Below are 22,825 nucleotides of genomic sequence, written 5' to 3'. Positions count from 1 at the left end.
CCTCCGGCCGACGCGGGCCCGACGGGCCGCGCTACGCCGGTGTCCCGGCCGCCGGCGCCGGCTCCCGTTGCTCCAGCTGGGTCCCGGGCGGCTCGTGCGCCGACGAGGACGGCTCGGCCACCGTCGGCTCCGGCGTCGGGGAGGCGGGCGGCTCCTCGGGGGGCGTCGGCTCCGGCTCGGCCGGCCGGGTGGGCTCCGCCGGGAGCGTCCGGGTGGGACCGGGGTCGTGGTTCCCGCCGTCGCCCGGCCGGTTGCCGGTCGGGCGGCCGGCCGGGCGCTCGGAGCCGGACGCGTCCTCGCCCTTCTCGCCCCCGCCGTCCTTCCCCCCGCCGTCGTCCTCGGCCCCGTCCCCGTCCTCGGCCTCGCCCTTCCTGCCCTTGCCGCGCTTCCCGTCGGCGACCGCCGCGCCGTACCCGGCGTTCCCGCCGGAGACCGAGGGGCCGCCCTCCGGCACCTCGCCGTCCCGCTCGCCGGCGGAGTGCGACGGCCTGGTGCCCCCGCCGGGCGCGTCGTCGCCGACGCTCATGCAGCCGGCGGCAGCGGCGACGGCCATGGCCGTGGCGGCCAGACGGACGGGTACGTACAAGGGGCGCACGGGCGGCCACCTCCGGGGGTCAAGGAGTCGCCGTGCCCAACTCCCTTCACCCACAAGAGGACACGCGCGCGGCGAGGCGGACTTGACCCGCGCGCGTCACCCGTACCCGGGTCCGGTCACCCGTACCCGAGGGAGTGCAGCCGTGCGTCGTCGATCCCGAAGTGGTGGGCGATCTCGTGAACGACCGTCACCTCGGTCTCGGCGACGACGTCCTCGCGCGTCTCGCAGTACCGCAGGGTCGGCCCCCGGTAGATGGTGATCCGGTCCGGCAGTACGCCCGCGTACCACTCCCCGCGCTCCGTCAGCGGCGTCCCCTCGTACAGCCCCAGCAGCTCGGGATCGTCCGCCGGCGGTTCGTCCTCGACGAACACCGCGACGTTGTCCATCAGCCGCGTCAGCTCCGGCGGGATCCGGTCCAGGGCCTCGGCGACCAGTTCCTCGAACTCCTCGCGCGTCATCTCCAGCACGCTCCCATTGTCGGGTACGACCGTGGAGTACGGCCCGCATATCCGCCCCGGGCCCTGGGCATACGGGACCAATGGCCCGCGTCCCCGCCGCAGTCCTGCACGTCCTGGCCGAGGTGATGAACCCCATCCGCACCGTCCCCCGCGTTCTCGTCCGCCGCCGCCGCGACCGCCGGGTGTCCGCGACCCCGGAACTCGCCGCCCGCCCCCGCCCCTGGATCCGCGCCGCCGGCCTCGTCGCCGTCGTCCTGCTCGGCGCCTGGCTGGGGCTGCTGGTGGTCGGCGACGTCCGGGCTCCGGTCGGGCCCATGGACACGACGATGACCCTGCGCCCGTCGCTCGCGGGCGGGACGAAGATCAACGTCTCGCCGCTGGGCGCCCTCCGGCTCGACAGCCACGTCGCCCCGGTCCGCCTCGACGTCAACGTCGACCAGCTCGACCCCGCCCGCGCCCAGGCCCTCGTCGACCACCCCGAGCGCCTCTCCGGGCTCCAGGACGAGGTCGCCCGGGACGTCGAGCACGGCACCCTCGACCTCGCCGTCCGCTCCTGCGTCGCCGTCGTCACCGGGGCCACCGCCCTCGGCCTCGCCGTCTACCGGCGCCCACGGCGCGCCCTCGCCGCGGGCGGGCTCGCGCTCACCCTGCTGGTCGCCTCCGGCGGCACCGCGTACGCGACCTGGAACCCCGACTCCGTCCTGGAGCCGAAGTTCTCCGGCCTGCTCTCCTCCGCGCCCTCCCTGGTCGGCAACGCGCGCAGCATCGTGACCGAGTTCGACGTCTACCAGAAGGAACTGGCCCGCCTGGTCACCAACGTGACCAAGCTCTACGACGTCACCTCGACGCTTCCCGCCTACCAGCCCGACCCGACCACGATCCGCGTCCTGCACGTGTCGGACATCCACCTGAACCCGGCGAGCTGGAAGATCATCGCCTCGCTGGTGCAGCAGTACGAAGTGAACGTGATCGTCGACTCCGGCGACACGATGGATCACGGCACCGCCGCCGAGAACGGCTTCCTGGACCCCGTCGAGGACCTCGGCGCCCCCTACGTCTGGGTCCGCGGCAACCACGACTCCCGCGGCACCCAGGAGTACCTGAAGCACCTGAAGAACGTGCACGTCCTGGACGACGGCCACGCCCGGACCGTCGCGGGCCTGCGCTTCGCCGGCATGGGCGACCCCCAGTACACCCCCGACCGCTCCCAGGAGGACGGCGCCGAGGCCTCCCAGGAACTGGCCGGGGCCCGCCTCGCCTCCGCCCTGCGCGACGAGAGCGCGGCCGGCACCCCGGTGGACGTGGCCGTCGCCCACGAGCCGTCGGCCGCCCGCGAGGTCGACGGCGACGTTCCGCTGGTGCTCGCCGGGCACCTCCACCACGAGGACATGAAGGTCATGAAGTACGGCACCCGGCTGCGCACCGAGGGCTCCACCGGCGGCAGCGGCCTGCGCGCGGTCGAGGGCAAGTACCCCGACCCCATCCAGGCGTCGATCCTCTACTTCGACCGGGACTCCCGGCGCCTCCAGGCGTGGGACGAGATCAAACTGGGCGGCCTGGGCCTGACGACGGCCGAGGTCAGCCGGCACCTGCCGAAGGAGAACCAGCCGGGCGCGGCCCGGTCGCCGTCCCCCACCGGTCCCTCCCCCACCGGCCCCTCTCCCTCCGCCCCGGGCAGCCGCGCCCCCGGCACTCCGTAAACCGTTTTGGCGATCGCTCCCGCCATCCCATATGCTTCTCACGTCCCCGACGCGCTGAGAAGCGCCCAGGCGGGCCGATAGCCCTCATCGTCTAGCGGCCTAGGACGCCGCCCTTTCAAGGCGGTAGCACGGGTTCGAATCCCGTTGGGGGCACGCTCGACATCAGGTGTCCGGTTTTCCGGACACTGCAGCTTGGTCCTGTGGAGCAGTTTGGAGTGCTCGCCACCCTGTCAAGGTGGAGGCCGCGGGTTCAAATCCCGTCAGGACCGCTGAGGTTTCACGTGAAACCTCGCGGCTGGGTAGCTCAGTTGGTACGAGCGATCGCCTGAAAAGCGATAGGTCGCCGGTTCGACCCCGGCCCCAGCCACAGCAGCACGAGAAGCCCCGGACCGTCTCCGTCCGGGGCTTCTCCCGTAGGTCAGCGGCGGGCCTCCGCCGCCGGCGCCCTCCCATAGGTCTGGGCGTACTCCTGCCCGGACAGGTCGCCGATCGCCTGCACGATCCTGTCCGTGACGGCTCGGCGGGCCTGAGCCGGGGGCAGCTCCGAGCGGGTGTGGCCGCACTGGAGCGGCACGCCGAACTCCACCGTGATGCGGTGGTAGCGGGGCAGGCGTCGGCCCACGGGCTGGAGGCGCTCGGTGCCGGTCAGGGCCACCGGCACGACGGGGGCACCGGTCGCCAGGGCGAGCCAGGCGACGCCGGTGCGTCCGCGGTAGAGGCGGCCGTCGAGGGAGCGGGTTCCCTCGGGGTAGATGCCGAAGGCACGGCCGCCGGTCAGGACCTGTTCGGCGGCGCCCAGCGAGGCTTGGGCGCCGCGGTGCGCCCCGCGGTCCACGGGGATGCATCCGAACGTGGTGAAGAAGAGGCGGGTGAGCGCGCCCCTGACTCCGGTGCCGGTGAAGTACTCGTCCTTGGCGAGGAAGTGGACCGGGCGCGGGGACAGGAGCGCGATGACGACGCTGTCGATGAAGGACAGGTGATTGCTGGCGAGGATGACCGGGCCGCGCCGCGGGACGTTGCCGCGACCGCGGATGGTGGGCCGGTAGATCAGGCGCAGGAGCGGGGCGATCACGATCCGGGCGAGGGAGTAGAGCACCGGACGACCTATCAGGGGCAGGCGACGACTTGGCCGGCCCAGGAGAGGCCTCCGCCGAAGCTGAACAGCAGCACGGGGGCGCCCGCGGGTACCTCTCCGCGCTCGACGAGTTTGGACAGCGCGAGCGGGACGGAGGCGGCGGAGGTGTTGCCGGAGTCGACGACGTCCCGGGCGATCACGACGTCGTCGCGCAGCGCGAGGCGCCGGGTCAGCGCCTCGATGATCCGCAGATTGGCCTGGTGGGTGACGACCGCCGCGAGGTCGGTGGTGGCGATGCCGGCACGGCGGCAGGCGTCCTCGACGAAGGCGGGCAGCTCGGTGGTGGCCCAGCGGAAGACCGTCTGGCCCTCCTGGGTGAACTTCGGCTGCCAGCTGTCCCGCAGGCGCACCGCGTCGCCGCGGGTCGGGTCGGAGCCCCAGACGACGGGGCCGATGCCGTCGTCGCCCGCCTCGGTCGGGCTGATCACGGCCGCTCCCGCACCGTCGGCCAGGAGAACGCACGTCCTGCGGTCGCTCCAGTCGGTGACGTCGGACATCTTCTCGGCGCCGACGACGAGGGCGTGCCGGGCCGCTCCCGCCCTGAGCGCGTGGTCCGCGCCGGCCAGGGCCGTGGTGAAGCCGGCGCATCCGTTGTTCAGGTCGAAGCAGACGGCGGACGGGATTCCCAGGCGGGCGGCGACCTGGGCGGCGATGGAGGGGCAGCGGTCCATGGCGGAACAGGTCGCGACGGTCACGAACCCGATCTCCGCCGGCGCGAGGCCGGAGGCGGCCAGGGCCTTGGCCGCGGCAGCCGCGGCCATGTCGGTCACGGACTCGTCCTCACCCGCGATCCTGCGGGTGGCGATCCCGGTCCGCCGGCGGATCCAGTCGTCGCTGGTCTCCACCATCTGCTCCAGGTCCGCATTGCTCAGCACCCGGGACGGCTGGTGGTGACCCATTGCGGCGATACGGTTACCCGGCACGGTTCTCCTCGGTCGGTCTGCATGGTGGTTCGGGCGGAGCTCGCCGGAATATAGCAACCGAACGACCGTAAGCTAAAGAGCCGACGAGCGGCTATCATGCGTTGTCGTGAGCCCTCGCAACTCCGTTCTGGAGGCCCGTCGCACCCGGCAGCGCATCGTTGAGCGCGGTCTGACCCTCGCGTCCGTGGAGGGGCTGGAGGGGCTGACCATCGGCCGTCTGGCGACCGAGCTGGGGATGAGCAAGGCGGGGGTGCTCGGCCACTTCGGCACGAAGGAGCGTCTGCAGCTGGCCGTCGTCGACGCCGCGGCGGAGATGTTCGCCCGCGAAGTGCCGCAACGGGTGCGGCACGTGCCCGCGGGGCTGGCCCACCTCACCGCGCTGTGCGAGGCATGGATCTCGTACCTGGAACGGGCCTTGCTGCCGGGCGGCTGCTTCTTCACGGCCGTGGCCACGGAGTTCGACGGCCGCGGCGGACCGGTGCGTGACGCCGTCGCCGGTCTGGACGCGCTCTGGCGCCGCGACCTGAGCATCCACATCCGCAGGGCCGTCGTCGCCGGCGACCTGCCGGCCGGCACCGACCCCGACCAGCTGGTGTACGAGCTGTTCGGGATCATGCTGGCCCTCAACCACGCCCTGCAGCTGCACCGCGACGACCGGGCACCCGAACGCGCCCGGCGCGCGGTGCGACAGCGCCTGGGCTCCCCGGTCCCCCTGGGCGAGCGCTAGGGCCTTGGGCTCTCGCCGTCCAGCGTGCGCCAGAAGCCGTCGAGCCAGACCAGGACGTCGCGCATCACGTAGTGGTTGGCCCGGGGCCGCAGCGCCGACAGGAGGAAGGAACGCGCTCCTTCGGACGGCACGCCGAGGACCGTGATCCGCCGCTCGACGTCGCCGTCCGGCCCGATCGGGTGGAACTCCGGCGTCAGGTCGAGGCCGCCGGGGCGGAAGTCGGCACCGTCGGCCGCTGCGTTGCGCCAGAGCCGGACCGTGCCGCGGGCCAGCAGGTTGCGGTAGAGCGGAAGGACGTCCGCCTCCGGGTCGAAGGGGTGGATCCGGGCGTCGACCAGCACGTCGACCGGGCGCGAGAACCCGTGGTGCGCGCCTTCGACCACGACCCGGCGGGTGCCCTCGTCCAGGCCCAGCCGCGCGCCGGGCCCGGCGCCGACGTCCAGCAGGCCGTGGTCCATCAGCGCCATGATCTTCGCCATGATCTCCGGCGCCGCGCCGTTGGCCAGCCGGTTGTGGTGGCGCACGTAGCGGTCGAGGAAGACCCGCTGGGACGCGGCCGTGAGGCCGGCGTCGTCCACGGCGTAGGAGATGACCGAGCGCAGGTCGCGCCAGACGCCGTCCGAGGCCGCCTTGTGCGGGTTGCGCAGGTTCCCCTGGCGGGCCCACTTCTGGTCGCGCCCCATGAAGTCCCGGACCTCGGCGCCGAATCCGGCCGGGCCGTGCCGCGGCCCCACCGGCTGGACGGCACGGCTCCAGCTGAAGCGGTTGCCGCCGAGGCCGGTCTCCAGCGCCGACGGCGAACCGAGGCCGTCGAGCACCACCTTCGGCGCCGACGCACGGTCCAGGCAGCGGCCGACCTCGCGCTCCGCCGCCGTCCCGAACACCGTCGCGGCCCAGTGCAGCAGCACGTCCCGCACCGGCCAGGAGACCGACTTCTGGACCACCGCGACCGGCGCGGTCCCGCGCATGACGGACTCGAGCACCTCGGTCACCTCGTCCACCGCGCGCTCCAGCGGGCCCAGCAGCCGCTCCGGGCCGCCACCGTGCTCCAACGCGCCCGCGAGGAACGCGAGGTAGTCCGGCAGCGCGCGCTGCGTCAGGAGCAGCGCGGCACCGGGCCCGAAGAGCGTGACGTAGTGCAGGTGCGCCATCTCCAGGACGACGAGCGGCAGGACGTCCTCCTCGAAGTCGAGCTGCGCCTGCCGGCCGGCACCGCGCTCGGGGTACGGGCGGCCGACGCCGGCCCGCAGCCGGCGTATCGCTTCGTGGGTGAGGAAGGTGCCCGGGTGGTCCCCGGAGCCGTCGCTCGGTTTGTGGTTGTCGGGCCGGGCGAAGGTGAAGAGCCCGGAGCCGCTGAACGCGACGATGCCCGCGGGCTCCGCGCCGCTGGGCCGGTAGACCAGGGTGCCGTCGTCGGCCTCGGCGAACGTGCCGCCGCGGCCCTCGGTCAGGTGCAGGATGGTGTCGATGGCGGTGAGGCCCATGCCGGCGCAGCCGACGACGGCCTGCGGGCCGCAGCGGTCCGCGTCCAGCTCCACGTCCATCGGGTAGGGGTGCGGGACGTGCCGGGTGGCGCTGCCGGCGGCCGGGCCGCGCCGGGCGTCGTGGTACGAGTGGCCGGTGAGCAGCAGCACCTCGTCGGCCGGGTACCGGTCGCCGTCCGCGGTGACCACGCGGAGCTCCGCGCCGTGGGGCTCGATGTCCACGACCTCCGCGCGGTGCAGGTGCAGCTTCGCGCCGGCGTGGCGGCGCAGGTCGGCGGCGTAGGCGTCGAACATGTCCCGCAGCGCCAGCCCGTGCACGTACCGTCGGGGCCAGTCCTCGGGGCCGAGGTCGAAATCCGGATCGCCGGTCTCCGCGAAGCGGCGCCGGCACCACTCGTGCAGCGTCGGCCGCTGCTCCGCCGGACGCAGCGGGCCTGCCCCGGCGACGGTCTCGTCGGCCGCGAAGCTCACCTGGCTGCCGATCCGGTTGAGGTAGCTCGTGCGGACCTGGGCGGGGCTGTGCGCCTGGCCGGCACCGAACTCGCCGGTCCGCTCGAAGACCCGCACCTCCAGGCCCCGGCCCGGCCCGAGCCGGCCGATCGTCGCCGACAGCCGCTCCAGGACGTAGGTCGCCCTGGGCCCACCGCCGACCAGCGCGAGCCGGTACGGCGCCGCCGGCGGTGCGGACCGGTCCGGTCCCTCAGGGGTCGTCACGTGGTACCTCACTCGGTGGATGCGCGGAGCTGGCGGGCAACGGGTCAGTTCTGGGAAGGCAGCAGGCCGGCGAGGACCTCGAGGAAGCGGTCGACGTCCGCCTGCGTCATGCGGCCCATGGTCGACAGCCGGAAGAAGTCCCGGGCCAGCCGCTCCTGGGCGCTGTAGATGACGAACCCCTGCGCCCGCAGGCCGCGGTGGAGTTCCGCGTAGCCGATGCCCTCCGGGATGCGGACGGCGGTCAGCCCCGCGGCCCGCTGCTCCGGCGGCAGGAGGATCTCCAGGCCGAGCTCCTCCAGTCCGGCGCGCAGCCGCCGCGCCAGCGCGGTGTACCGCTCGTGGCGCGCCTCCCAGCCCTCGGCGAGGGCCAGGTCGAGCGCCGCGTCGAAGGCGTAGTAGGCCGGGATGCCGGGGGTGAAGGCGGGCGCGACGGCCTTCTCCTGCGCCAGGTAGTGCCGGTGCAGGTCGAGGTAGTAGCCGCGCTTCGGCGTCGTGCCGAGGCCCTCGAAGGCGGCCTTGGCGGCGCTGACGAACGCCAGCCCCGGAGCGCCCTCCAGGCACTTGTTGGCGGAGCCCGCGAGCCAGTCGACGCCGTCCCCGGCCAGGGAGACGCGCTCGGCGCCGATGCTGCTGACGGCGTCGACGATCACCTCACGGCCGTGCGCGTGCGCGATCCGGGTCACCGCGGCGACGTCGTTGAGCATGCCGCTGCTGGTCTCCTGGTGCACCACGCCGACGTGGGTCAGCGCCGGGTCGGCGACCAGCGCCCGCTCGGCCGCGGCCAGGTCGAGCGGTGTGGCCCAGCCGTGTTCGAGCCGGTGGGCGCGGATGCCGTACGCCGCGGCGATGTGCGCGAACCGCTCGCCGTAGTGGCCGTTGTCGAGGACGAGCAGGCCGCCGCCGTCGGGCACGGCCGAGCCGATGGCAGCCTCCACCGCCGAGGTGCCGGACCCGGTCAGGACGACCGAGGTGTGCCGCTCGTCGCCGCCGGCGACCCGTGTGACCTTGTCCCGTACGCGGGTCATGAGCGCGGAGAACTCGGGCTCGCGGTGGCACATGTCGGGTCCGGCGAGCGCCGAGCGGACCCGGTCGTCGGTGATGACCGGCCCGGGGTTCATCAGGACCAGCCGCTGCGGCGCGGCCGTGTCGCGGTCGTTGCTCACTGGGTGATCGCCTCCATGAACCGGGCTGCTGACTGGGGCGGCCGGAGGGCCGGGCGTCCGAGGTTCGGGTCCGAGCCGGCAGCGATCCGCACACGGATGAGCTGGGCACCGCCGTCGCGCTCGGCGCGCAGCACGGCCTCGCGCAGGCTCCGCGCGTCCGACACGTCGCCGGCGGCCCGGTAGCCGACGGCGGTCGCGACGGCGCAGAAGTCCACGCCGGCGGAGGCGGTGGGCTGACCGCCGGTGGATTCGTAGGACTCGTTGTCGAGCAGGATGTGGCAGAGGTCCGTGCCGCTCTCGCGGCCGATGGTGGTCATCGCCTCCAGCCGCATGAGGGCCGCGCCGTCGCCGTCGAGCACGGCGACGGGCCGGTCGTCGGTGTGCATCGCCACGCCGAGGGCCACGCTGGAGGCGCAGCCCATCGAGCCGACGACGTACAGGTTCTCGGGCCGGTCCCAGTCACGCTCCAGCTCACGGGCGGTCTTGCCGGTGGTCGCGACCAGCAGGGTCCGCGGGTCCAGCGCGCGGACCACCTCGGCGATCGCCTCGGCCCGGCGCATGAGCGGCGGCGCGGACTCGGCGGGCCCCGCGGACCCGGCCGGCTTCGGGTACGGCGCGATGGCGCCCTTGGGCACGATGAAGGCGAACGGCAGGCCGGTGGCCGCCATGTGCGCGGACGCCTCGTCCAGCCGCGCCGCGAACACCTCCGGGTCCTCCGGCAGTACCTCGTTGCGGATCTCCATGGCGGTGAGCAGGTCCGGCGTGATCCGGCCCATCAGCTCGTGCTGCGGCTCGTCGGGGCTGCCGGGCCGGCCGCGCCAGGTGACCAGCAGCAGGACCGGCAGCCGGAGCGTGTGGCACAGCGAGGTGAGGGGATTGACGGTGTTGCCGAGGCCCGAGTTCTGCAGGATGACGACCGGGTGCCGGCCGGCCAGCCGGGCGCCCGCCGCGAGGGCCACCGCCTCGCCCTCGTTCGCGGCGATGACGTAGTCCTGCGGGTGCTCGGCCTCCAGGCAGGTGATGACCGGCCCGAGGAAGGAGCACGGCACCCCGGTGAACGGGCCGAAGCCGCGGTCGTGGAGCAGGTCGACGACGCTGCGGGCCGCGAGCTTCGGCGCGGCGACGGTGCTCACCGCTGCGCCTCCTCGCCGGCGAGCAGCGCGGTGGCGCGGCGGGCGTCGTCCGCGGTGCGCAGCTCCAGCCAGCCGGAGGCGATCTCCACCGCGCGCACCCGGTGGCCGGCCTCGATCAGGTCGGCGATCAGGTCGGCGAGGCCCGCCGGCCTCGAGTTGGCCCGGCGCTTCTCCGCGGCGGCGCGCAGCGCGGCGAAGCCCTGCGGCGAGAAGGCGGCGGCGCCGGCGAACTCGCCGTCGGCACCCTCCCGGCCGACCGCGACCACCTCGCTGCCGTCGCTGCCGGCGATCCTGCGGCCCCCGTGCGCCGCGGAGTTGAGGCTCACCGGCACGGCGTCGGCGCGCGGCGCCGCGCCCGCGGAGACGTCGACGAGGACCGCGATGTCACTGCCGGCCGCGCCGGCGGCGGTGAGCCTGCTCAGCAGCTCGCTCTCGACGAAGGCGTCGCCGGAGACCACCACGGTGCCGCCGAGGTGGCCACCGGGCAGTTCGAGCAGCGCGCCGGCCGCGTCGGTGTGCTCGGCGAGGACCGCCACGTCCTGCGGGAGCCGTGCGGGCGCGTCCGCGGACGTGGCGAGGCTCACCGACTCGATGCCGGACCGGCGCAGCGCGGACGTCTGGTGATCGAGGAGTGCCGCGGCGTCCTCGACGGGCGCGTCGGCGGCGCCCGGTACGACGACGGAGCGCGCACGGGACTCGAAGGGCGTGATGAACTCGGCCTCGTGCCGCTTCTGGGCCGCCATGCCCTGCAGGTCGAAGACGGTGGCCAGCGGGGCGATGCTGCTCTCGACGCCGGTGGTCCGGTCGTCGCGCAGGATCGACGCGAAGGTGTCGGTGACGGCGGTGATGCCGGCCCGCAGCCCGTGGTTGGCGTAGATGACCAGCTTGGCGCCGGCCTCGGCCAGCTCGGTGGCGGTGATCGTGTGGTACGTCGTGGGCACGACCACCACCGGCGTGGGGAGCCTCCACTCGGCGAGGAACTGGAGGATCGGCTCGGGCGAGCTGCCCTTGGCGTGGATGAGCACGGCGTCGGCGCCGGCCTGCGCGTAGGCCTCGCCGCGGCGCAGTGCCTCGTCCATGCCCCAGCCTGCGATCAGCGCCTCGATGCGGGCGATGACCATCAGGTCGGGCGTGCGCTGCGCGGCCTTGGCGGCGGCGATCTTGCCGCAGAACTCGCCCACGGGTGCCAGCTCCTGACGGCCCGGTATGAAGCTGTTGACCTTCGGGAACCGCTTGTCCTCGATGGACACCGCGGCGATCCCGGCCGCCTCGTAGCGGCGGATCATGTTCATCACGTTGTGCGCGTTGCCGTAGCCGGCGTCGCAGTCGGCGACGACCGGGACGCGGACCGCGCCGGCCAGCGAGGAGGCCACCGCGAGCAGTTCGCTCATCGAGAGGATGTCGGTGTCGGGCACCCCCTGGGAGGCCGAGACCTCCAGGCCGCTCGACCAGACGCCGTCGAAGCCGGCCCGCTCGGCGAGGCGCGCGCCGAGCGGGTTGTGGGCGCCGGCGATGCGCACGGCGCCGGGCCGGGCGAACAGTTCGCGCAGCCGTCGGGCGCCGGGGGCGACGCTTGCCTGGTTTGTTTCTGTCGTCGCGGCACTCATGCCGTTTCTCCTAAATGCGTGAGGGGCGGCACAACACCATTGGGGCAGCCCACGTAGTGCGGTTGGCGAGAGGGACAACGTGGCGGAGTGTGGTGCGGACGGAACGCGTCCCCGGCGGCGTCCGGTGCCGTGGTGAACGGCCGGTTCAGCGGCGCGAGGGCCCGGCGCGGCCGGTTCCGGGGCCGGTCATCCGGGGGTCCTGGCGGCGGTCTCGTCCAGGGGCCGGCCGGTGGTTTCCTCCGGGGTCGTGGCGGCCGTCTTCTCGGGGCCGGCGGCGAGGCCCGCCAGGGCGCCGACGGCGGCCACCGCGGCGGTCACCAGCAGCGCGTACTGCATGCCTTCCAGGAACACCGCGTGGCTGACGCGGGTGAGGAGGTCCTGCGCGGCGCCGCTCACGCCGAGTTCCGGCGGCCGGCCGACCGCGGCCGCCCGGACCATCTCCTCGGCCCGGCCCGAGGGGACCGTGACGTCGGCCGCCGCGAGATGCCGCGGCAGCGCCGCCGCGGCGTGCGAGGCGACGATCGCGCCGGCCGAGGCGATGCCGAGGCTGCCGCCGATCTGCATGGCGGTCTGCTGCATGCCTCCCGCCACGCCGGCGAGTTCCACCGGAGCGCTGCTCATGACCAGTTTGGTGCCGCCGATCATGATCGGGCTGAAGCCCAGCCCGAGGACGAAGAAGAACAAGGTCATCTTCAGCGTGCCGGTCCCGGCGTCGAGCCGGGACAGCGCGACCATCGCGACGGTGGTGACGGTCAGCCCGAGCACCACGGGTGTCCGGGGACCGCAGCGGCTGATCCAGAACGCCGTCGGCGGAGCACCGACGATCATCAGCAGGGTCAGTCCGAGTACCTGGATGCCGGACCGGGCGGGCGTCAGGCCGAGCACGTTCTGGAGGTAGAAGACCAGGACGAAGGGCGCGCCGACCATCACGAAGCCCATCACGGTCATCGTGACGACACCGACGGAGAAGCGGGCGGAACGGAAGATCCGCAGCGGGACGAGCGGGTCGTCCGCGCGCCGCTGCCACCAGACGAAGCCACCGGCGAGCACGGCGGCGACGAGCAGGTAGACCACCGTGCCGGGATGCGACCATCCCTGGTCGGGAACGAGCGTCAGGCCCCACACCAACGAGCACAGGGCGCCGGCCAGGACCACCGTGCCGACGAGGTCGAACCGGCCCGTGGCGCCGTCGGCCCGGCCGCCGCGCAGCACCGCCGCGCCGAGGCACAGCACCACCGCGCCGAGCGGCACGTTGAGGAAGAAGACCCAGCTCCAGTCCGCCTTCTCCACGATCAGGCCGCCGACGACCGGGCCGGCGGCGGTGGAGGCGGCGATGACCGCGCTGCGCACCGCGATCGGCATGTTGAGCCGGTCGGCGGGAAACGCGCTGCGCAGCAGGCCCAGGGTGGCCGGCTGCATCAGCGCGCCGAACGCGCCCTGGAAGACGCGCAGGCCGACGACCCAGCCGAGCTGCGTCGACAGGCCGATCGCCACCGACGTCGCGGTGAAACCGACGACGCCGATGAGGAAGATCCTGCGGTGGCCGAACCGGTCGCCCATCTTGCCCGCGGTGATGAGCAGCGCGGCGACCGCCAGCAGGTATCCGTTGGTCACCCACTGGATGCCGGTCAGGTCGGTGCCGAGGTCCGACTGCATGGCCGGCTGGGCGACGGTGACGATCATCCCGTCGAGCGACACCATCATCGCGCCGACGGAGAGCGTGGTCAGGGTCAGCCAGGGGTGGCCACGCATTCCCGCGCGGCCACGGCGGGACGGCTGCTGCCCGTCCCGCCGCCGGCCGGTCGTGGGCATCGTCATGTGAGTGCTTCGCTGGACTGCCCGGTGGCGACCACGCCGGAGGACCCGGCGCCGGCGTCGCGCTTGTCCTCCCGCTCCTCGGCCGGCTTCCAGCCGGGCGGGCCGAAGACGTAGCCGAGCTTGTGCTTGAAGGTGCGGGCCCCGCGCACGTCACGGGCCATGTTGATGAACTCGTGCATCTGGACCTGCCACATGCTGTAGCTGTTCAGCTGCTTGGTCAGGCCGTACGTCGGGCGGTGCAGCTCGGGCTGGAAGGTGCCGAACATCCGGTCCCAGATGATCAGGATGCTGCCGAAGTTCTTGTCCAGGTACTCCGGGTCCGTGCCGTGGTGCACCCGGTGGTGCGAGGGGGTGACGAAGACGAACTCGATCGGACGGGGCAGCTTGCCGATCTTCTCGGTGTGCGCGAACAGGCCGTACAGCAGGTGCACGGAGTGCATGGTGAAGACGAGGGCCGGGTGCACGCCGAGGAGCGGCAGCGGGAACCAGATCGCCTTCTCGAACCACTGGGCCCACTTGCGGCGCAGCGCGGTCGACAGGTTGAAGTACTGGCTGGAGTGGTGGACCTGGTGGCCGGCCCAGATGAGCCGGATGGCGTGCGAACCGCGGTGGTAGACGTACAGCAGCAGTTCGACGCCGAAGAAGAGGAAGACCCAGGTCATCCACGAGTCCGTCGGCAGGTGCCACGGCGCGAGGTACTCGTAGACGAGCAGGTACAGCGCCAGGGCGATGCTGCGCAGGACCGTGGAGGAGACCAGCGCACCGAGGCCCGTGAGGATGCTCGTCCGGTGGTCCCGCAGGTCGTACCCCGTCTGCTCCTCGTCGTCGCTGAACTTGATCGCCAGCATCTCGATGACGATCAGCAACGCCATGGCGGGAAGGGCATAGACCGCTGGGTCGTGCAGCCGGTCCAACACCTTGTCGAGCATCATTCTCTCCTCGTCGTCATGCGCCCTTCCGAGCCGCCCAGCAGCTTTATGGACACACCCCCGATGCAGTCCACCGGTTCCGCACGACCATAATCCAGCCCCCCTAAAACTGGACTTAAAAAACACCTCTCAAGAAACCGGAACGCACCGATACGCCCCGCCCGCCCCACCTCCCCACCCCGACTTACCGGCCATTAAGTCGACCTTTAGCGGACGGCGGTAGGCTAGCAGGTCCGGCCCGACGGAGCCGCACCCCGGCGATATCAGAAGAGTATCCGAATCCCCGTATTCAATTCCTCGCGGAACAGACGAGATCATGGAGTCTTTCGCATGAGAGTGGGCGACACCGCGAGAACGAAATCGCGACACGAAAGCGACTCGGATCCTCTTGCCGCAGAGGCGCAGCAGCGCCGGATCGCCGAGATCGACGACGCCATCATTCGTCTGATGCGCACACGGACCGCAGCATCCGCGCGCCTGGAGACATTACGCGTCGCTCACGGACATCCGCGGAGGGCGCTGTCCTGGGAGAACAGCGTCATCCGCCGCTATCGACGCGAACTCGGCCCACCCGGCACGGATCTCGCCCTGCTGCTGCTCAGAATGCTGTAGCCGGCCCCCGTCCCCGCGCTCCGCCTCGAGGCCCCGCCCACTCACCCGAGGCGTCGAGCAGGACGGCGCACGGACCCACAAGAAGGACATCCCGACCATCCGGCTCACACCCGCCGACAGCAGGCCAAAGACGCCCTGATGCGACGGTGCGGCCAGGGCCGCCCCCGCACGCCCGTCCGCGAACGCTCCGCCTCAAATGCGCTCCAGGCGGGGCGCGTTCACGGGCCGCCGGGAGCTGTCCGGTGCGCGCCCCGGCAGCCCGACGACGAAACGGGCGAACAGGGCCACCTCCGGACTGCGCCGCCCACGCACCGTCACCTCCGGGTAACCTCAAATACTCCTTCAAGCTCTCCGGCGGCTCTTGACCGGCCGCCCCGACGCCACTAAGGATCAAAGACTGCGCGGCGAACGATACTTCTGAAGTATGCGCACGGAACTACACTGGGGGAATCTTGAAGTTCCAGATGCTCGGCCCGATTGAGATACAGACCTCCGACGGATGCCAGGTGACTCCGAAAGCAATGAAGCTTCGGTCTCTCCTGGCCTATCTCTGCGCCAATCGTGACGAAGTGGCGTCATCGAGTCAGCTCATCGACGCATTGTGGTCCGGCGCACCGCCGCAAACCGCTCCGACCGCTCTCCACGTCTACATCTCGAAGCTCCGCAAACATCTGCAGGACATCGGACTCGACGCCATGTCGGTCCTCGCCACCCGTCCTCCCGGATATCAGCTCAACCTCTCCGGCGTGACGCTCGACGTGAACGACCTGGAAAACCTGCTGGCGAAAGCGCGCGTACTCCGCGAGTCCGGGCGCAAAGAGGAAGCGTCGGAGGTCTTCGGTCAGGCGATCGCGCTGTGGCGCGGCCGGGCCCTGGAAGACCTGCGGGACATTCCGGCTTTCGACTCGATCGGCCGGCAGCTGGACGAACGGCGCGTTTTAGCGCAGGAGCAGCGGTTCGAACTCGAGCTGGAACTCGGCAACCACACCGCCATCATCGGCGAGCTGTTCCCGCTCGTCGACAACCGCACCACGTCGGAGAACCTGCACGGCCTGCTGATGATCGCCCTGTACCGGAGCGGGCGGACGGCGGAGGCGCTGGCGACCTACAGCTGCCTGCGCCGGAACCTGGTGGACGACTTCGGGATCGAGCCGACGCCACGCCTCCAGCGGCTGCAGTACGCCATCCTCGCCCACGACCCCTCGCTGGACGGGCACGGCGCTCACCTGCTCAACGCCGTCTGACCCCTCCCGCGTCGTCCTCCGCGTGCACCGCGGCCTCCGCTCGCGCCGAGGCCGCGGTGCACGCGCGGGAGTGACGTTCACGGCCTGCGCAGCACCGCCACGCAGTTCTGGCCGCCGAAGCCGAAGGCGTCGACGATGGCCGTGTCGACCGTGGCCTTCTGCGCCCGGTGCGGCACGTAGTTCAGGTCGCACTCGGCGGCCGGCGTGTCCAGATTGATCGTCGGCGGCACCACGCCGTCGCGGACGGCCAGCGCGGCGACCATCGCCGACAGCGCTCCCGCGGCTCCGATGAGGTGGCCGGTCATCGACTTCGGCGAACTCACCAGCAGGTCGTAGGCGTGCGCCCCGAACACCTCCCGGACGGCCCGGGTCTCGGTCAGGTCGTTGGCCCTGGTCCCGGTGCCGTGCGCGCACACGTAGTCGACCTCGTTCGGCGCCACGCCGCTCGACTCGAGCGCCTTGCGCATCGCCGCCGTCGCGTGGGTGCCGTCCGGGTGCGGCGCGCTCACGTGGAACGCGTCCGAGGTCAGCGCGCCGCCCAGGAGTTCGGCGTACGGCCGGGCGCCGCGCGCCCTCGCGTGCTCGTCGGACTCCAGGACGCAGACCACCGCGCCCTCGCCGAAGACGAACCCGTCCCGGTCGGCGTCGAACGGCCTGCTGGCCTGCTCGGGCGGGTCGTTGCGGCGCGAGAGCGCGCCCATGTTGCACAGCCCCGCGAACATCACCGGGGTGATCGACGCGTCCGTCCCGCCGGCGATGACCACGTCCGCCTCGCCGGCCAGGATCATCCGCCGGGCCTCCAGCAGCGCGTGGACGCCGCTGGCGCAGGCCAGCGCGCTGGCGGTGACCGGGCCGTGCACGCCCAGGTCGATCGCCACCTCGCAGGCCGCCATGTTGGGAATCACCGACGGCACGAAGTAGATGTCCACCTCGCCCGGGTCCTCGTGCATCCGCTCGACCGCCTCGGCGACCTCGCCCATGCCGGACACCGCCGTGTTGACGACGGCACCGACCCGGTCGCCGGCCGTTTCCCCCTCCGCGGCGCCGATCACCAGGCCCGCGTCCTCGACGGCCTCGCGCGCCGCCGCCACCGCGAGCTGGCTCAGCCGTGCGGCGCGCCGCGCCCGCTTGCGGCCGAGGAGCGCCACCGGGTCGAAGTCCTTCACCTCGCCGGCGATCCGCGTGCGGAAGCCCGAGGCGTCGAAACGGGTGATCGGCCCGATGCCGGAGCGGCCTTCGAGCAACGCCGTCCACGTGCTCTCCCGGCTGTTGCCGACCGGGGTGATCGCCCCCATGCCGGTCAGAACTACCTTCGCCGCTGGCGGCACCCTGCGTCTCCTTCGCTCGCTGACGCGCCGTCCGGCCGCGGTCGGCCGGGCAGCGCGCGTCGGTCGTCCGTCACCCGCTGGTCAGGCACCGCGCACCGGGCGGGCCGGCAGCGCCAGCTCGGGTCCGGCGTCGGCGAAGAACGGCGGCGCCACGACGCTGAGCCCGCCGTCCACCATCAGCGTCTGGCCCGTGATGTATCCGGCGCCCGGGCCCAGCAGGAACGCGATGGTGTCGGCGAGTTCCTGGACCCTCGCGGGACGCTTCGCGGGAATGCGGTCCAGCACCTCGCGCATGGCCGGCATGCCGGGCACGCCGTAGAAGTACTCCAGCGAGTCCGACTCGACGAGCCCGCCGTTGACGGCGTTCACGTTGATGCCGTACGGCGCGAACTCCACCGCCATGTACCGCACCCACGCCTCGATCGCGGCCTTCATGGCGCCGAGAGTGGCGTAGGTCGGGTAGGCGCGGACCGAGCCGTAGGAGGACAGCGCCACGATGCGGCCGCCGCGGTCCATGAGCCGCACGGCCTCCTGCGCGCCGAGCACGAACGGCCGCAGGTTCATGGCGTAGGAGCGGTCGAGGTGGTGGGGCTTCACGTCCATGATGTTCTTGAACGCGCTCGCCGCCGCGTTGGAGACGAAGTGGTCCAGCCGCCCGGTCTCCTCGGCGACCCGGTCGAACAGGAGGCGCAGCGCGTCCGGGTCCTCCATGTCGGCCTGGACCGCGATGCCCCGGCCGCCGGCCGCGTCGACGTCGGCCACCGTCTGCTCGGCGAGGTCCCCGTTCTTCTTGTAGTTGACGAAGACGGTGCCGCCCTGGGCCGCCAGGGTCAGGGCCAGGGCCCGGCCGATGCCGCGCGAGGCGCCGGTGATCAGCGAGACCGGTCCCCGCTCCGCCGCGCTCACCGGCCCGCTCCGGCGGCGGCCGGGGCGGTGCCGCGCAGCAGCTCGCGGAAGACCACGGCCTTCTGCACCTCGTTCGTGCCCTCCTCGAACCGCTGGGCGCGGGCGTCGCGGTAGACGCGTTCCATGGGATGGTCCTTCCAGTAGCCGCGACCGCCGTGGATCTGCAGCGCCTTGTCGGTCACGGAGGTGAGCATGGTCACCGCGTGCATCTTCGCCATGGACGACTTCATCGAGGCGTCCTCGGCTCCGCTCTCGCAGCTGCGGGCGGCGTGCAGGACCAGTTGCCGGGCCGCCTCGATCTCGGTGGCGTTCTCCGCGAGCATGAACTGGATCGCCTGCCGCTCGGCCAGCTTCTTGCCGAAGGTGACCCGCCGGCGCGCGTACTCCAGCGCGAGCCGCTGGGCCCGCTCGGCCAGACCGACGCAGCTCATCGCGACGGAGATGCGCGAGGGCGTCAGGAAGCCCCCGAGGAAGATCTCCAGACCGTCGCCCTCGGCGCCGATGCGGTGGTCCACCGGGACCGGCGTGCGGTCGAACGTGAGGGTCGCGTGGTCCGTTCCCGTCACGCCCATGGTCTGCGAGGAGTCCTGCGCGTGGACACCGGCGGCGTGCCGCGGCACCAGCAGCGCCACCGTCCCGTCCCGGCCGGTGCTGCCCGCCACGCGGGCCGCCAGGAGGTAGTAGTCGCAGCGCATCCCGAAGGTGATCAGGTGCTTGCGGCCCGACAGGTAGTACGTGTCGCCCTCGCGGGTCACGGAGGTGGTGATGTCGGCGCCGGTGCCGTTGTCCGGCTCGGTCAGGGTGAAGGCGATCTTCAGTTCGCCGTTGACCGCGGGAACGACGAACCGCTTGCGCTGGTCGTCGGTGGCGTGGCCGTCCAGGCTGCGCCAGATCCCGTTGCACACGTGCACGATCATGCGGATCGAGCCGTGGGAGCGGGAGAAGACCTCCATCAGCTCCATCCACCGGGTGAAGCCGAGGCCGAGGCCGCCGTACTCCCGTGGCGCGGCCACGCGCAGGAAGCCGTGGTCGTTCAGCTCGGTCCACAGCTCCTCGGGGACCGTGCCGGAGGCCTCGATGCGTTCCGCCCAGCGTTCGCCCGGCCCTTCCACCCAGCTCTCGACCCGCTCGTACAGAGCGGCGAAGTCCACGTCCCGGCTCACGCCCCACCCACCTTTTCCTGTTCCGTTTCCACACGCCGGCCGCGCTGCGGAGCAAGGCTCCGCGCCCGGTCGCGGAGCACGAACTTCTGTACCTTGCCGGCGGCGTTGCGCGGCAGGCTGTCCACGACCTCCAGCCGCTCCGGCCAGTAGTGCCGGGCGACCCGGCCCTGGTCCAGGTAGCGCTGCATCGACGGGAAGTCGAGCCGGTCGCCCTCGCGCACCGCGACGAAGGCGCAGACGCGCTCGCCGAGGCGCTCGTCGGGCATCGCCACCAGGGCCGCCTCGGCCACGGCGGGATGGGCGTGCAGCAGTTGCTCGATCTCGGAGACCGGCACCTTCTCGCCGCCGCGGTTGATCACGTCCTTCACCCGGCCGGTGATGCTGAGGTAGCCGTCGGCGTCGAGCGTCGCCAGGTCACCGGTGCGGTACCAGCCGTCCTCGGTGAAGGCGTCCGCCGTCAGGTCAGGACGGTCGAGGTAGCCGGCGAAGGCCGTCGGCGTGCGGATCTCGAAGTTGCCCTCCACACCCGGCGGCCGGACCCGGCCGGCGTCGTCGACCACGCGCAGCCGGACACCGTCCAGCGCCCGGCCGTCGGTGCCCCAGCGCGCGGCGGGCGCGTCCGCGGGCGTGCTCAGGGTCGCCAGGCAGGTCTCGGTGGTGCCGAACGCGCCGCAGACGGCGGTGCCCATGACCCGGCTCGCCCGCTCGGCGAGGCTGCGCGGGATGGCGGTGCCGGCGGCGACGAAGACGCGCAGCACCGGCGGAGCCTGTCCGCTGCCCTCGACGACCTGCACGAGGTCGGAGAGGAACGGCGTCGACGCCTGGACGAAGGTGGCCCGGTGCTCCCGCAGCACGGACAGCGCCCGCTTGGCGTCCCACTCGGCCTGGAGCACCTGCCGCACCCCCAGTTCGAGCGCGAGCCACATGCCGTAGAGGAAGCCCGTCTGATGCGCCAGCGGCGACGGCACCCACACCACGTCGCTCTCGTCCAGGCCCAGTTGGCGGATCTCCGCGGCGGCGCCGCGGGCCAGCACGTCCCCGCGGTGCAGCGCGCCCTTCGGCTCGCCGGACGTGCCCGAGGTGAACAGGAGCTGCGCCAGCGCCGTCGGCTCGGGCGTCCGGGCGTCCAGCCCGGCGGCGTCGGCCTCGCCCGCGGCCAGGGCGGCGTGCCAGTCGTGGAAGCGGAACGCGCCGTCCGTGCCCGGCAGTCGCGCGCTCTCCTCGCTGTCCGACAGCACGAGTACGTGCTCCAGCCGCGCCGTGTCCTCGGCCGGCAGTCCCGCCAGCTCCTCGGCCGGCCGGCGGCCCCGGTAGGTCTCGGCGAGCAGCAGCACGCGGGCGCCGGAGCGGCGGAGCGCGAAGCCGACCTCCCGCTCGCGGAAGAACGGCATGACCGGGCAGCAGACGGCCCCGATGCGCAGCGCGGCCAGCGTCATCACCACGAACTCCGCCTGGTTCGGCAGCTGGTAGGCGACGCGTTCGCCCGGCGCGACGCCGAGGCGCAGCAGCAGGGCGGCGGCGCGGTCCACCTCCGCCGCGAGCTCCCGCCAGGTGAGCGCCGTCTCGTGGTCCGGGTACGCGGTCACGACGGCGGTCTCGTCCGGCCGGGTCCGCGCGTGCTCCCGTACCCGTTCGGGCAGCGTCCGCGGCGGCGCCGACGCGGCGGCCGGGAGTTCGCCGGCCGCGGCCGGCGCGGCAACCGCGGGCGCGGCCGGCGCGGTGCGCGCGGGCGGGCGCTCCACGGCCATCGACAGGCCGAGGCCGCCCAGGTCGGTCAGGAAGTCCGGGTACGAGATCCGGTAGGCGTGCGGATAGCTGAGGGTGGACGGTCCGTCGGCTCGCGTCGCCGCCACGGCCAGGGCCATCAGGACGCGGTGGTCGTTGAACGACGACAGCTTCGCGCCGCGGAGCGCGGCCGTGCCGCGCACCCGCAGGGTGTCGCCGGTCAGCTCCAGTCCGGCTCCCATGGCGTTCAGCTGCGTCATGGCGGCGGCCCGGTCGGACTCCTTCAAGCGGGTGTGCGCGACGTGCTCGAAGACGGTCTCGCCGTCGGCGAAGGTCGCCAGCGTCGCGAGGACCGGCAGCATGTCGGGCATGTCCCGGCAGTCGACCGTGGTTCCCCGCAGCCGCACGCCGTCGTGGCGCACGCGCAGTCCGCGGCCGGGCTCGATCTCCATCGGGACGCCCATGTCCCGGGCCACGCGCAGGAAGTGGGCCTCGGGGTGGTCGGCCGGTCCGCCGTCCAGCGAGGTGATGCCGCGCAGCAGGACGTCGGCCGGGTGGAGCGCGGCGGCGGCGACGGCGAAGGCCGCGGAGCCGATGTCCGGCGGCAGGGTGACGTCCCTCGCCCGAGCGCGCTGTCCGGGCTCGACGGCGAAGCGCCGCCAGTCCTGCGACACCTCCACCCGCAGCCCGAACTGCCGCATCATCGCCACGGTGAGTTCGAGGTAGGGGCGCTCGTTCAGCTCGCCCTCGACCTCGACGACCGTCGGCCGCTCGGCGAACGGCGCCAACAGGATCAGCCCGGAGATCCACTGCGAGAGCGTGCCCGGGATCCGCACGTGGCCGCCGGCCGGCCTGCCGGGCCGGACCTGTACCGGCGGGCAGCCGTCGGCGGAGGTCAGGTGCACACCCAGCTGCCGCAGCGCGTCCAGCAACGGGCCCACCGGGCGCCTGCGGAAGTACTTCTGGCCGGTCACCTCGACGGGCCGGTCCGCGAGGGCCGCCAGGCCGATCATGAAGTAGAGCGTCGTGCCGGAGCTGCCGGCCGACACGGACGCGCGCCGCGGCCGGTAGACGCCGCCGAGGCCGTGCACGACGAACGTGTCGCCCTCGGTCGTGATCCGCACGCCCAGGCCGCGCAGGAGTTCCACGGTGTACGTGACGTGCCGCGCCTCGGTCAGGCCGTTGACGCGGCTCACCCCGTCGGCCAGGGAGGCCAGGATCAGCGCACGGTGCGCGTGGTATTTCGACGCCGGTACCCGTATGTCACCGGCCAGCCGGCCCGGGCCGCCGCGAACGAGAAGATGCATGACGATAAGCCTTCGAAAGAGAGGTGGACCCGGTGCGCGATCGGCGGAGGTCGACGGGACGGGGAGGAGGAAATGCGCAGAGAAGCACGGAACTCACGCGTCCGGCGCCACCGTATCGACCCGGAAACCGGGTTTTCAATATTCTCCGGCAGTA

The 22,825-nt window shown here is 72.8% G+C and carries 18 protein-coding genes and 3 tRNA genes; 7 read left to right on the top strand and 14 right to left on the bottom strand.

Going from position 1 to position 22,825, the window contains the following annotated elements; translation table 11 throughout:
- Positions 1–31: 31 nt before the first annotated feature.
- Together Sdi02f_RS19910 and Sdi02f_RS19905 are read right to left on the bottom strand one after the other, a co-directional pair.
- The gene (locus Sdi02f_RS19910; protein ID WP_031087445.1) at positions 32–595 is read right to left on the bottom strand and encodes a hypothetical protein; all 564 of its coding nucleotides are present in this window, start codon (positions 593–595) and stop codon (positions 32–34) included.
- Between the two features lie 116 nt (positions 596–711).
- On the bottom strand, positions 712–1,062 hold the full coding sequence (locus Sdi02f_RS19905) for a metallopeptidase family protein (RefSeq protein ID WP_030404836.1): 351 nt from the start codon (positions 1,060–1,062) through the stop codon (positions 712–714).
- 71 nt (positions 1,063–1,133) lie between these two features.
- Here Sdi02f_RS19905 and Sdi02f_RS19900 point away from each other — a divergent pair, with 71 nt between their 5' ends.
- From Sdi02f_RS19900 to Sdi02f_RS19885, 4 genes are all read left to right on the top strand, one after another.
- A complete protein-coding gene (locus Sdi02f_RS19900; RefSeq protein ID WP_167458204.1) occupies positions 1,134–2,753 on the top strand; it encodes a metallophosphoesterase family protein in 1,620 nt (539 codons plus the stop codon).
- A gap of 80 nt (positions 2,754–2,833) precedes the next feature.
- Positions 2,834–2,906, top strand: a tRNA-Glu gene (locus Sdi02f_RS19895).
- 41 nt (positions 2,907–2,947) lie between these two features.
- A tRNA-Asp gene (locus Sdi02f_RS19890) sits at positions 2,948–3,022 on the top strand.
- A gap of 24 nt (positions 3,023–3,046) precedes the next feature.
- A tRNA-Phe gene (locus Sdi02f_RS19885) sits at positions 3,047–3,120 on the top strand.
- Between the two features lie 51 nt (positions 3,121–3,171).
- Here the strand turns inward: Sdi02f_RS19885 and Sdi02f_RS19880 are convergent.
- Entirely contained in the window at positions 3,172–3,849 is a 678-nt protein-coding gene (locus Sdi02f_RS19880; protein WP_031185071.1) for a lysophospholipid acyltransferase family protein, read from the bottom strand.
- Positions 3,850–3,860: 11 nt separating this feature from the next.
- On the bottom strand, positions 3,861–4,811 hold the full coding sequence (locus Sdi02f_RS19875; RefSeq protein ID WP_030404839.1) for a beta-ketoacyl-ACP synthase III: 951 nt from the start codon (positions 4,809–4,811) through the stop codon (positions 3,861–3,863).
- Between the two features lie 106 nt (positions 4,812–4,917).
- On the opposite strand from Sdi02f_RS19875, the gene Sdi02f_RS19870 reads away from it, so the two are divergent.
- Positions 4,918–5,538, top strand: coding sequence for a TetR/AcrR family transcriptional regulator (locus Sdi02f_RS19870; protein ID WP_030404840.1), 621 nt, complete (start codon positions 4,918–4,920; stop codon positions 5,536–5,538).
- Here Sdi02f_RS19870 and Sdi02f_RS36760 read toward each other — a convergent pair.
- The 6 genes from Sdi02f_RS36760 to Sdi02f_RS19840 all read right to left on the bottom strand — a co-directional run bounded on the left by Sdi02f_RS36760 (position 5,535) and on the right by Sdi02f_RS19840 (position 14,386).
- Positions 5,535–7,736 carry an FAD/NAD(P)-binding protein gene (locus tag Sdi02f_RS36760; protein ID WP_108933747.1) on the bottom strand — a complete coding sequence of 734 codons (2,202 nt, stop codon included), beginning with the start codon at positions 7,734–7,736 and terminating at the stop codon, positions 5,535–5,537. The two genes, Sdi02f_RS19870 and Sdi02f_RS36760, sit on opposite strands and share 4 nt — an antisense overlap.
- Positions 7,737–7,780: 44 nt before the next feature.
- On the bottom strand, positions 7,781–8,899 hold the full coding sequence (locus Sdi02f_RS19860) for a 2-aminoethylphosphonate aminotransferase (RefSeq protein WP_107049828.1): 1,119 nt from the start codon (positions 8,897–8,899) through the stop codon (positions 7,781–7,783).
- Entirely contained in the window at positions 8,896–10,032 is a 1,137-nt protein-coding gene (gene aepY, locus Sdi02f_RS19855) for a phosphonopyruvate decarboxylase (RefSeq protein WP_078869680.1), read from the bottom strand. Before aepY ends, Sdi02f_RS19860 begins: the two co-directional genes overlap by 4 nt.
- Positions 10,029–11,639: an isocitrate lyase/phosphoenolpyruvate mutase family protein gene (locus Sdi02f_RS36070; protein ID WP_063788242.1), complete on the bottom strand. Its 1,611-nt coding sequence runs from the start codon at positions 11,637–11,639 to the stop codon at positions 10,029–10,031. Before Sdi02f_RS36070 ends, aepY begins: the two co-directional genes overlap by 4 nt.
- Before the next feature lie 186 nt (positions 11,640–11,825).
- On the bottom strand, positions 11,826–13,457 hold the full coding sequence (locus Sdi02f_RS19845) for a DHA2 family efflux MFS transporter permease subunit (RefSeq protein ID WP_053665305.1): 1,632 nt from the start codon (positions 13,455–13,457) through the stop codon (positions 11,826–11,828).
- Entirely contained in the window at positions 13,454–14,386 is a 933-nt protein-coding gene (locus tag Sdi02f_RS19840; RefSeq protein ID WP_051783764.1) for a sterol desaturase family protein, read from the bottom strand. Before Sdi02f_RS19840 ends, Sdi02f_RS19845 begins: the two co-directional genes overlap by 4 nt.
- Positions 14,387–14,716: 330 nt before the next feature.
- Between Sdi02f_RS19840 and Sdi02f_RS19835 the strand changes: the two genes are divergently transcribed.
- Together Sdi02f_RS19835 and Sdi02f_RS19830 are read left to right on the top strand one after the other, a co-directional pair.
- Positions 14,717–14,998 (top strand): chorismate mutase family protein, encoded by a 282-nt coding sequence (locus Sdi02f_RS19835; protein WP_203714863.1) that lies wholly within the window; start codon positions 14,717–14,719, stop codon positions 14,996–14,998.
- A gap of 452 nt (positions 14,999–15,450) precedes the next feature.
- On the top strand, positions 15,451–16,242 hold the full coding sequence (locus Sdi02f_RS19830) for an AfsR/SARP family transcriptional regulator (protein ID WP_030404848.1): 792 nt from the start codon (positions 15,451–15,453) through the stop codon (positions 16,240–16,242).
- Between the two features lie 77 nt (positions 16,243–16,319).
- On the opposite strand, the gene fabF is transcribed toward Sdi02f_RS19830, so the two are convergent.
- The 4 genes from fabF to aroA form a co-directional block, all read right to left on the bottom strand.
- Positions 16,320–17,570, bottom strand: coding sequence for a beta-ketoacyl-ACP synthase II (gene fabF / locus Sdi02f_RS19825; RefSeq protein WP_267884303.1), 1,251 nt, complete (start codon positions 17,568–17,570; stop codon positions 16,320–16,322).
- An 81-nt stretch (positions 17,571–17,651) separates the two neighbouring features.
- Positions 17,652–18,476, bottom strand: coding sequence for a 1-cyclohexenylcarbonyl-CoA reductase (chcA, locus tag Sdi02f_RS19820; RefSeq protein ID WP_030404850.1), 825 nt, complete (start codon positions 18,474–18,476; stop codon positions 17,652–17,654).
- On the bottom strand, positions 18,473–19,639 hold the full coding sequence (locus tag Sdi02f_RS19815) for an acyl-CoA dehydrogenase family protein (protein ID WP_030404851.1): 1,167 nt from the start codon (positions 19,637–19,639) through the stop codon (positions 18,473–18,475). Before Sdi02f_RS19815 ends, chcA begins: the two co-directional genes overlap by 4 nt.
- Entirely contained in the window at positions 19,636–22,671 is a 3,036-nt protein-coding gene (gene aroA, locus Sdi02f_RS19810; RefSeq protein WP_108933746.1) for a 3-phosphoshikimate 1-carboxyvinyltransferase, read from the bottom strand. The genes Sdi02f_RS19815 and aroA overlap by 4 nt, the downstream gene beginning before the upstream one ends.
- Between the last annotated feature and the right edge of the window lie 154 nt (positions 22,672–22,825).

Source organism: Streptomyces ardesiacus (assembly GCF_003112575.1).
GTDB lineage: Bacteria > Actinomycetota > Actinomycetes > Streptomycetales > Streptomycetaceae > Streptomyces > Streptomyces ardesiacus.
The sequence above is the reverse complement of the archived record's forward strand: the minus strand, read 5'-3'. Positions and strand labels throughout refer to the sequence as shown.